The 9981-nt window shown below is 59.1% G+C and carries 8 protein-coding genes; all 8 read right to left on the bottom strand.

What is annotated here, in order from left to right; genetic code table 11:
- Window positions 1-270 precede the first annotated feature (270 nt).
- On the bottom strand, window positions 271-1356 hold the full coding sequence (locus CKW31_RS28005) for an ABC transporter ATP-binding protein (protein WP_095102160.1): 1086 nt from the start codon (window positions 1354-1356) through the stop codon (window positions 271-273).
- Window positions 1357-1486: 130 nt separating this feature from the next.
- A complete protein-coding gene (locus tag CKW31_RS28000; RefSeq protein WP_095102158.1) occupies window positions 1487-2947 on the bottom strand; it encodes an NAD-dependent succinate-semialdehyde dehydrogenase in 1461 nt (486 codons plus the stop codon).
- Between the two features lie 226 nt (window positions 2948-3173).
- Complete coding sequence (locus CKW31_RS27995) at window positions 3174-3971, bottom strand: ABC transporter permease (protein ID WP_095102156.1); 798 nt, start codon at window positions 3969-3971, stop codon at window positions 3174-3176.
- Window positions 3972-4901 carry an ABC transporter permease gene (locus CKW31_RS27990; RefSeq protein WP_095102154.1) on the bottom strand — a complete coding sequence of 310 codons (930 nt, stop codon included), beginning with the start codon at window positions 4899-4901 and terminating at the stop codon, window positions 3972-3974.
- Between the two features lie 542 nt (window positions 4902-5443).
- Window positions 5444-6496, bottom strand: a complete 1053-nt coding sequence (locus CKW31_RS27985) for an ABC transporter substrate-binding protein (RefSeq protein WP_095102152.1) — start codon at window positions 6494-6496, stop codon at window positions 5444-5446.
- Window positions 6497-6798: 302 nt separating this feature from the next.
- On the bottom strand, window positions 6799-7587 hold the full coding sequence (locus CKW31_RS27980) for an ABC transporter ATP-binding protein (RefSeq protein WP_095102150.1): 789 nt from the start codon (window positions 7585-7587) through the stop codon (window positions 6799-6801).
- Entirely contained in the window at window positions 7584-8669 is a 1086-nt protein-coding gene (locus CKW31_RS27975) for an iron ABC transporter permease (protein WP_095102148.1), read from the bottom strand. Before CKW31_RS27975 ends, CKW31_RS27980 begins: the two co-directional genes overlap by 4 nt.
- 9 nt (window positions 8670-8678) lie before the next feature.
- Entirely contained in the window at window positions 8679-9824 is a 1146-nt protein-coding gene (locus CKW31_RS27970; RefSeq protein WP_095102146.1) for an ABC transporter substrate-binding protein, read from the bottom strand.
- Between the last annotated feature and the right edge of the window lie 157 nt (window positions 9825-9981).

Here is a 9981-nt window from a genome sequence, read left to right as displayed (position 1 = left end):
GGGCAGGAGCACTATCTACAATAGAGGCTCTTGGCCTTAGGAGCTCAACAGCTTCCTGCTCTCCCTCGATGATCAGTCGAGAACTATGGCGCGGTGAGGCGCTAGAGTCGAGATACAAGGAGCTCACGAGCACCGCGAGGCAGCGATGGCGGTGTGTCAGACAAATCGCTATCGCGGCCTCGCGGTGCTCGTGCGCTCCTACAGTTCTGGGTTGATTCGCACAGCGCTGTGTCAGGGACACCTGGGCAGCTCCCACATAAAAGCCCTGCGTCAAATCGCTGCCCGTGGCACAACGATGGTGTCTTCCGGATGCAAACGCATCAGCAGCGGGGAGCCAATGGGGGGCAGGCTCAGGTTGCCTTCGTGATGGCTTGGTTGACGCAGGCTGACGGTCGGGCCGCCTTCAAGGTCGACGAATACCTTGAGGCTTTCACCCTGGAACACGATGTCCGAAACGCGCCCGCGCAGGCGGTTCCACTCGGGGCCTGACGTGTCGTTGTCGAGCAACAGTTTTTCCGACTGCAGCGCGAGGAATACGTCCCCTGACGGCGGAATTGGACGCGTTGTGCGCAGTGCAGTAGCGCCCAGGTTCAGGCCGCTGTCGCTGCGTTGCAACGGGATCAGCGTGCTTTCGCCGATGAAGCTGGCGACGAAATCATCGGACGGGTGATCGTGCAGACGACGCGGTGTATCGACTTGTACCAACTGGCCACCACGCATGATTGCAATGCGGTCGCTCATGGTCAGCGCTTCACGCTGGTCGTGGGTCACGTAAATCATCGTCGCGCCGAGGCGTTTGTGCAGGGCGCGCAGCTCAATCTGCATAGTCTCGCGCAGCTGTTTATCGAGAGCGGAAAGCGGTTCATCCATCAGGATCAGTTTGGGTTCGAAGACAATCGCCCGGGCCAGTGCCACCCGTTGCCGCTGGCCGCCGGAGAGTGCTGCAATGGAGCGGTTTTCGTAGCCGCTCAATTCAACCGTTGCCAGTGCCTGCTTCACGCGGCCGAGGCTTTTGGCGGCGCTTTCACCTCTGGCGCGCAAGGGAAAGGCAACGTTTTCGCCCACCGTCATGTGGGGGAACAATGCGTAGTTCTGGAAGACCACACCGATTTCGCGTTTGTGCGGTGGCATCAGCGTGACGTCGCGCTCGCCAAACAGGATGCTGCCGGAGCTGACCCGGATAAAGCCGCCCAGAATGCTTAGCAATGTGGTTTTGCCCGACCCGGAAGGGCCCAGCAGGGACATGAATTCTCCCGCTTCCACCTTGAGGTTCACGTTGTTCAGCGCCTTCAAACTGCCGTAATCCTTGCAAACCTGATTGACGCTGACTGATTCAAAACCTTCAGTGAAATTCATGAAGCGTCCTCCTGTGCAGAGCGGGTGTCTGCATCCATCTGAACACAGGCGCTGGCCGTGTTCGTGCCGTTTTGAGCCGCCGGAAAAACAGGATCTGCTGCCCGGCGGTATCCGTGTCCAACGCTGGCCGTCAGTCCAGACCGCCGATATGCCAGGCCTTCACTTCGAGGAATTCGTCCAGGCCGTACTTCGAGCCTTCACGGCCGGTGCCTGACTGCTTCATGCCGCCAAAGGGGGCGACTTCCATGGAAATAATCCCGGTATTCAGACCGACCATGCCGAACTCCAGTCGCTCACCTACGCGCCAGGCGCGACGCATGTCCTGGGTGAAGTAATACGCACCGAGGCCATACGGCGTGGCGTTGGCGAGCGCCAGCGCCTCGGCCTCGTCCTTGAAACGGAACAGCGGCGCAACAGGGCCGAACGTTTCTTCGCTGGCCAGCAGCATGTCGGCTTTGGCATCGCGCAAGACGGTGGGCTGGACGTAAAGACCGTTGCCCTGAGGCGCTCCGCCAATGACCACGCTGGCACCTTTTTCCAGCGCATCGCCGATATGGCGGGTCACTTTGTCCACGGCGGCGGCATTGATCAGCGGGCCAATCGTGACCCCGGTTTGCAGGCCGTCACCGACTTTCAGTTCGGCGACGGCCGCGCTCAGGCGTTCTGCGAACCGATCATAAATACCGTCCTGCACCAGAATGCGGTTGGCGCAGACGCAGGTTTGTCCGGCGTTGCGGAATTTGCTCTGCATGACCCCTGCAATGGCCAGGTCCAGGTCCGCATCATCGAAGACGATAAATGGCGCATTGCCGCCCAGCTCCAGGCTCAGTCGTTTGATGGTGCTTGCACACTGACTCATCAGCAGTTGGCCGACCCGGGTTGATCCTGTGAATGACAGCTTGCGTACCGCAGGATTGCTGGTCATTTCACCACCGACCCCGGCAGGCAAACCGGTCAATACGTTGAACACACCGGCCGGGATTCCGGCGCGTTCTGCTAGCACTGCCAACGCCAGGGCTGACAGCGGCGTCATTTCAGAAGGCTTGACCAGCACCGGACAACCCGCCGCCAAAGCAGGAGCGCATTTGCGGGTGATCATCGCGTTAGGGAAGTTCCACGGGGTGATCGCCGCGACGACGCCAATCGGTTGTTTGAGCACGATGATTCGTCGATCAGCGACCGGCGAAGGAATGGTGTCGCCGTAGATCCGCCGGGCCTCTTCAGCAAACCATTTGACGAAGCTGGCACCGTAGGCAATTTCGCCGCGTGACTCAGCAAGGGGCTTGCCTTGCTCGGCGGTCATGATCAGCGCCAGGTCTTCCTGATTGTCCATGATCAGCTTGAACCAGACTTCAAGAAAACGCGCGCGCTCGGCCGCCGGGACTTCGCGCCAGGACACGAAACGAGCTTCGGCTGCCTCTATGGCGCGGCGGGTTTCCGCGGCTTGCAAGGCTGGAACCCGGGCGATAACACTGCCGTCGGCGGGATTGGTCACGTCCAGCGTCGCGCCGTCATCGGCGCTGATCCACTCGCCATTGACGTAGGCGCGCTCAACGAGAAGGGAAGGGTCACGCAGGGTATTTTTCAACATGATCAAGGTGCCTTGAGGGTCCGAACGATGGACTCATTTTAAGAATGTCTGCCCGGTGGCCGATGCCGAGATAGCCACTTGAGCGGGTGGTAGATGCTGAATTTGCGATGCTGGCGGCAGATGTTGCTATTCATCATTTCCCTTGTAGGAGCTGCCGAAGGCTGCGAGGCGGTGTGTCAGACAAATTGCCTTCGCAGCCTTCGGCAGCTCCTACAAGATGGGGTTGTCAGCTCGGTTTATTGCGCCCGGCGATCACCACCAACAACAGCGAGGCTAGAATCAGAATCGAGCTGATGGCCGCAATCGTCGGGTCGATTTCATCGCGCAGGGCTGTGAACATCCGCTTGGTCAGGGTCTGGTTGTCGCCACCGGAGATGAACAGCGCAACCACGGTTTCATCCAGCGAGGTGATGAAGGCGAACAGCGTGGCCGAGACCAGGCTTGGTTTGATTTGCGGCAATGTCACGGCCATGAACGCCCGGAATCGGTTCATGCCCAGGCTGCGAGCGACCATTTCCTGAGACATGTCGAAGTTACGCAAACCTGCCAGCAGGGCGATGATCACGTAGGGCAGTGCCAGCATGATGTGCGCCAGAATCAGCCCGGTCATGGTGCTGATCAGACCCACCCTGGCGTACACAAAAAACACACCAGCGGCGATGAGGATGATCGGCACCATCATCGGCAGCAGCAGAATGATTTGCAGGGTGCGCACGACCTTCAGGCTGGAGCTATTGATGGCGTAGGCCGCAGCCATACCGATGGGCAGGCTGACCACCGTAGTGACCGCTGCGGTAATCAGACTGACCCGTGCCGCCGACATCCATTCAGCGCTCTGGAAGAACGCCGCGTACCAGCGCAGTGACCACTCCTTGGGCGGGAATTGCAGGAAGCGCGCCTCGGAAAACGACATCGGCACCACAATCAGCACTGGCAGAATCAGGTAGAGCAGGATGGCTGCTACCAACACGGTGAAGAGCAAGTGGGAGACGCGGACCTGACGCAGATAGGCAACCAGTTTCATTTAGCGCGCTCCCAGAATGCGTTCGATAGGGATGAACTTGTTGATACCCCAGAAAATCAGGAATACCACCAACAACAGCACCAGACCGACCGCACTCGCGGCGCCCCAGGCGTGATAAAGCTCAACGTTGCGCTGGACCAGCATCGATACCAGTATCGTGCGGCCGCCACCGAGCAGTTCAGGGGTGATGAAGAAGCCCAGGCAGATGACAAAGACCAGAATCGACCCTGCCATGATGCCGGGTGCCGCCATCGGCAAGAACACTCGGCGGAAGGTGTAAAAGGGCTTGGCCCCAAGGCTTTCCGAGGCTTGCATCAGGTCCTGCGGGATTTTCTTCATCACCGAATACAGCGGTAGAACCATGAACGGCAACATGACATGCAGGGTGCCGATTACCGTGCCCGTGGTGTTGTGCATCAGGTTGAGCGGCTGATCGATGATGCCCATGTCGATCAGCGTCTGGTTGACCAGCCCCCGGCGTTGCAGCAGAACCAGCCAGGCGTAGGAGCGCACCAGCACGCTGGTCCAGAACGGAATAATTACGCAGATCAGAATCAGGTTCGCCCAGAAGCCATGCAGGCGGGAAGCGGCATAGGCGATGGGGAAACCGAGGAAAATCGACAGCACGGTGACGATTAGGCTGATCTTGAAGGTCAGGACGAACGTGTCCCAATAGATTCGCTCTTCGAAAATACGGACATAGTTGGCCAGGGAGAAGCCTTCTTCGGTCTGCACCGACTGGAACGCCAGCCAGCACATCGGCAGGATCAACAGCACCACTACCATGACCAGCGCCGGGGTGAGCAGCAGCATCATCGAGGTATTTTCCTTGCGCTCTTCGCGGGCAAGGGCATCGCTATTGGTCAGCGGCGGCTGATGCTTGTGGTTGTCGGATTCAGGCAGGGACTTGGCGAGATAAGCATTGGACATGTCTGTCTCCCGTCACTTGGTCTGGCTGAAGCGCTGGAAGGCGCCGTGCTTGAGTGTTGGCATGTGAACGACTCCCGAAAGGTGGGGGCAGATGCTGAAAGCGAGGGTGTTTCCTGTTTCGGTCACTCTGCGGGACCGTGCGATTTCCACTGTACCCAGATGTCGGCAAATGAAGCCGCTGAAATGCCCTGCGCCAAAGTGCTTTATTGCGTAATGGAGCGGGTAGACGGCATGTCCTGCGTTGAGCGCAGCGAACCTGAATCTGTAGGAGCGCACGAGCACCGCGAGGCCGCGATGGCGACTTGTCTGATACACCGCTATCGCGGCCTCGCGGTGCTCGTGCGCTCCTACAGGGATAGGCGTTCAGTTGTTACTTCTTCTTCTGCACAAACGACACCCAGCGTTCCTCTGCCTTGATGTCGATGCCCATTTGGCGGCGATGTCAGGTAGGAGGCAACTTGTTGGCGAGAGGGCTTGATGCGGTGAGTCAGTGCTGCCGCCTCGCGAACAAGTTCGCTCCTACCGGGATAGGCGTTCAGTTGTTACTTCTTCTGCACGAACGACAACCAGCGTTCCTCTGCCTTGATGCCGTCTGCAGACGCCCACCATTTGGCCGACAGCAGAGCCTGACGGGCGATGTTTTCCGGCGCGGATGGAAGTTTGGCAGCTCGCTCAGCGGGAATCGTGCCGGTCTTGAAGGCTTCGGGGTTGAGCGGGCCGTAATCGATGATCATTGGCAATGCCGCCTGCAGTTTTGCGTCGATGGCTTCGTTGACGAACTTCATTGCCGCGACTTTGTGTGGCGAGCCTTTGAGTACGCAGAGGGAGTTGGTTTCCAGTACGCCCTGGTTGTAATCGAACGCCACAGGCGCGCCGTCAGCCTGCACCGCGGTAATGCGGCCGTTCCACGCTTGAATCATGTCTACTTCGCCGTCGCTGATCAGTTGTGCGGACTGACCGCCCGACGTCCACCAAGTAGAAATGTGCGGTTTGATTTCTTCGAGTTTCTTGAAGGCGCGTTCTACATCCAGCGGGTAGAGCTTGTCGGGGGCGACGCCGTCGGCCAAGAGGGCTATTTCCAGGGTCGGGCGCGGCAGGTTGCGCAACGAACGCTGCCCCGGGAATTTCTTCGTGTCCCAGAAATCCGCCCAGGTTTTGGGTGCCTTGTCGCCTTTGAAAGCGTCGGTGCGATAAGCCAGCACCGTCGAGTAGCTGATGTAGCCAACGCTGTAATCATCCTTCAGATCCGCGGGTAATTGCGCCGCGTTGGGGATCAGCGCCAGGTCGAGCTTTTCGAACAAGCCTTCCTGCTGGCCGCGTACGCAGTCGCCGGTCGGCAGGTCAACGACATCCCAGGTGACTTTGCCGCTTTCGACCTGGGTTTTGATGATGGGATAGGCTTTGGGCGAACTGTCCTGTTTCAGCGTCAGGCCGAGTTTCTTCGCGGCAGGCTCGAGGATCGCCTTGCTTTGCGCTTCCTGATAAGCGCCGCCCTGGGACACAAATGTGATGTCTTCAGCGAACGCCATATTGGCGCAGCCGGTAAGGATTGCCAGACTCGCCAGTTTGAAGCTGCGGATACTCGATGCTGTCATATGAAGTTCTCCCCGATGGTTGGCAGATTTCTTGAGCGAGCTGGAGATTTGCTGTCGGTCGCTCTGCGGGACCGTGCCTTTAATTTACTGGCATGTCGGGAAATGAAGCGGGCACAAATGCGTGGCGCAGAAGCGCTTTATTGCGAAAAGGGGAGGAGGGACGGCATGTCGTGCGCTGAACGGCCGCCAAGTGTTTTCTCTGTCAGCGACGCGGTGTTTGTAGGAGCTGCCGAAGGCTGCGATAGCGGTGTGTCAGGTTGAACGCTATCGCAGCCTTCGGCAGTTGCTACAGAGAGAGTATGTCAGCTCGCGGTTTGCAGCACCGACACCGGATAAATCGCGGTGAAAGCCCCGTCGTCGACGCTGATCGCCCGGCAATCAACCCCATACACATGTGCAAGGTTTTCCGGAGTCAATGTACTGCGCGTCGGGCCGCTGCAATGCACGTGGCCGTGATGCAGCATCAACGTGTCGTCGGCGTAGCGGCTGGCCAGATTCATGTCGTGGAAAATCGCCAGGGTGACGATGTTTTCCTTGCGGGTATAGGCACTGACCGCATCGAGAATCTGCAGTTGATTGGCCAGATCCAGTGCCGAAGTCGGCTCATCGAGCAACAGAAGACGCGGGCTGCGCACCAGTGCCAGTGCCAGGGAAATCATCTGCCGTTCGCCCCCGGACAGCTGCCCAGGCTGGCATTCGGCAAAGCGCTGCAAACCCAGCAGTTCAAGCATTTCGCTGGCTTTGCGCTGCGCATCCTTGCCGGTTGCCCAGCCGCGTGCGCTACCGTGCTGAGCGAGCAACAGCAGTTCGTAGGTGGACAGCCTTACGTCCAGATGCGCCAGATCCTGAGCAACGTAGCCAATCAGTTTGGCCCGTACTGCCGCAGATGAACCCAGCAGGTCAATGCCGTCGATGGTGGCCGAGCCCTGCGCTTTGGTCAGCCCGCACAAGCCTTTCATGAACGTCGATTTGCCCGCACCGTTGGCTCCCAGCAGCGCCAGGGTACGACCTGCTTCGGCTTTCACCGCCAGCCCGTCGAGGATGGTCCGGCCGTGGATCGTTACGCGATAGTCAGCAGTGGAGAAACTCATCGGGAGGTCAGTCTCCGGTCGCGCAGGATAAGAATGATGAAGAATGGCAAGCCGATCAGCGAAGTGACCATGCCGATGGGCAGCACTGCGCCTGGCACGATCAACTTGCTGGCCAGAGAGGCGAGGGTGACGAAGATGATGCCGCAGGCGATGGTCACGCCGATGGTGAAGCGTTGATCTTCGCCCACCAGCAGACGCGCCACGTGCGGAGCCACCAGACCGACAAAGCCGATGATGCCGACCACCGAAGTCACCGCGCCGGCCAACAGCGCAGCCAGCATCAGCATCATGGTGCGAATACGGCGTACCGGAATGCCGAACACTACGGCTTGTTCGCCAAAGCTGCGCAATGCTGTGAGTGCCCAGGCTTGAACCAGCACCACCGGAATGGCAATGGCTGCGATGATCGCGCAGAGCGTGACCTTGTTCCAGGTCGCGTGCAGCAGCGAACCCATGAGCCAGAACACGATGCTCTGCAGTTGATCGACGCTCGCCACGTATTGCACCAGACCCAGCAACGAACTGAACACGAAATGCACGGCGATCCCCAGCAGGGTAATCGCCTGCAGGCCCACATGCCCGCGGGTCAGCAGCAGAATGATGCCCACTGTCAGCAACGAGAACAGGAAGGCGTTGCCGGTCACCAGCAAGTCGGCGCCAAACCCTGGCAAGGCATTGCCGAGGGAAAAGTTGAAGGCCAGCGCCAGTGACGCGCCGAAGCCCGCGGCCGAGGAAATCCCCAGCGTGAAGGGTTCCGCCAGAGGGTTATCGAGTACCGTCTGCATCATCAGCCCGGCCAGCGCCAGGCACGTGCCCGCGAGCACCGCCATAAGCGTCATGGGCATGCGCAGCTCCCAAAGGATCACGCGAGTGCTGGCATCTACGCTGTCAGGCTGCAACAGTCCACTCATGGCCTGACCGAACGTCAGTGTCCCTGAGCCGACAATCAGGTCGGCAATGAAAGCCACCACAGCGATCACCAGCAGGCTGATCAGCAATACCGTGCGCTTCCACACGGTATGGGTGTAACGGGTCTGGTAGCTGCTGATGTCGGATGAAGCTTTACCGATAGAGGTCGTCATGGGTGTGGGTCATTTACCAGTAGCAGGCGCAGTGGCGTACAGAATCGCAGGGACTGCCTTGATACCGGTCAGGGCGAACAGCGACTTGAGGCTGGCATCTGCATCCAGCTGTTTAGCGCTGTCCGGGTAGAACGCCTGACTCAGGTTTTCCACTGCCAGAATGTTCCAGCTGCTGGCGTAGAACTGGTGGTAGACACCGTACACACGACCGTTCTGGCTGGCCTTGAGTTGCGCAAAGCCTGGACGTTGTTCCAGCAACTTCAACTGACGCTGGATGGCGTCGAGCTTGACGCTATCACCGAAGCCAAACGGTGGCGAGACGGATGTGTTACCCGGGAACTGGGTACCGGTCATGACGTATACGTCCGGCTGTTTGCCCAATACGGTTTCCAGCGTGACATCGCCGGTCGCGCCCGGTAACAGTTGAGAGCCGAGGTTCACACCACCTGCCGCCTGAACAAGCTTGCCCCAGTAGACATCGCCGTGGGTAAAGCAGCAGGCCGATGCGCCGCCCTGGCCAGCTTTGGCTTCAACGAACACCAAGGGTTTCTTGTTGTGTTCCTGAGTAATGGCTTCGACTTTAGCCAATCGGGATTTGTAGAAATCAATGTAGGCCTTGGCCTCTTCTTCGCGGTTCAGCACCTGACCGAGCAGGGCTACGGTTTTCTGGCTGTTGACCACCGGCTCCAGATCACTGTCGACGAACAGCACCGGAATCTTCAGCGCGGCCAGCTTCTGCGCCACGCCAGCATTTTCCAGCGAAGCCCGGGCGCGGGTCTGGAATACCAGCAGGTCCGGGCGAGCGGCGACGACCGCTTCGAGATTGAGATCACCGTCGTCACCGAACTTCATGTCAGTGGCCTGGTTGGCGGTTTTTGGCCACTGGTTTTCGAAGACTTTCCAGGTGTTGGGGTCGGAACGCTTGATGATGTTGTTCCACGCCACGACGCGCTGGAATGGATCGGCGCGGTCGAGCAGGGCCAGGGTGAACAGATCGCGGCCGTCCTGCAGGACGATGCGCTTGGGTTCGGCGGGAATTTCAACCTGACGGTTGGCAACGTCGGTGACAGTGACTGGATAGGTGGTTGCGAAGGCCAGGGTCTGACCGGCTAGCAGCAGGCTGACGCCGACTGCGAGGTGTTTGAACAGGCGCATTGAATTACCCATACCGAGAGATGAGGACGAATCGGCCGCAGGCAGCACGACATATCCGCCGTAAAAAAGTGCGCACAGGGTAACGGAATTGTTCTCATTCGTCAGGTTTTAGCATCTACACCCGGCAAGGTGCCTCTGACAATTTGAGATGTCATTG

It is taken from the genome of Pseudomonas sp. Irchel 3A5 (genome assembly GCF_900187575.1).
Classification (GTDB): domain Bacteria; phylum Pseudomonadota; class Gammaproteobacteria; order Pseudomonadales; family Pseudomonadaceae; genus Aquipseudomonas; species Aquipseudomonas folii.
Note: the sequence above shows the minus strand (reverse complement) of the source record. Positions and strands in the feature narration are given on the sequence as shown.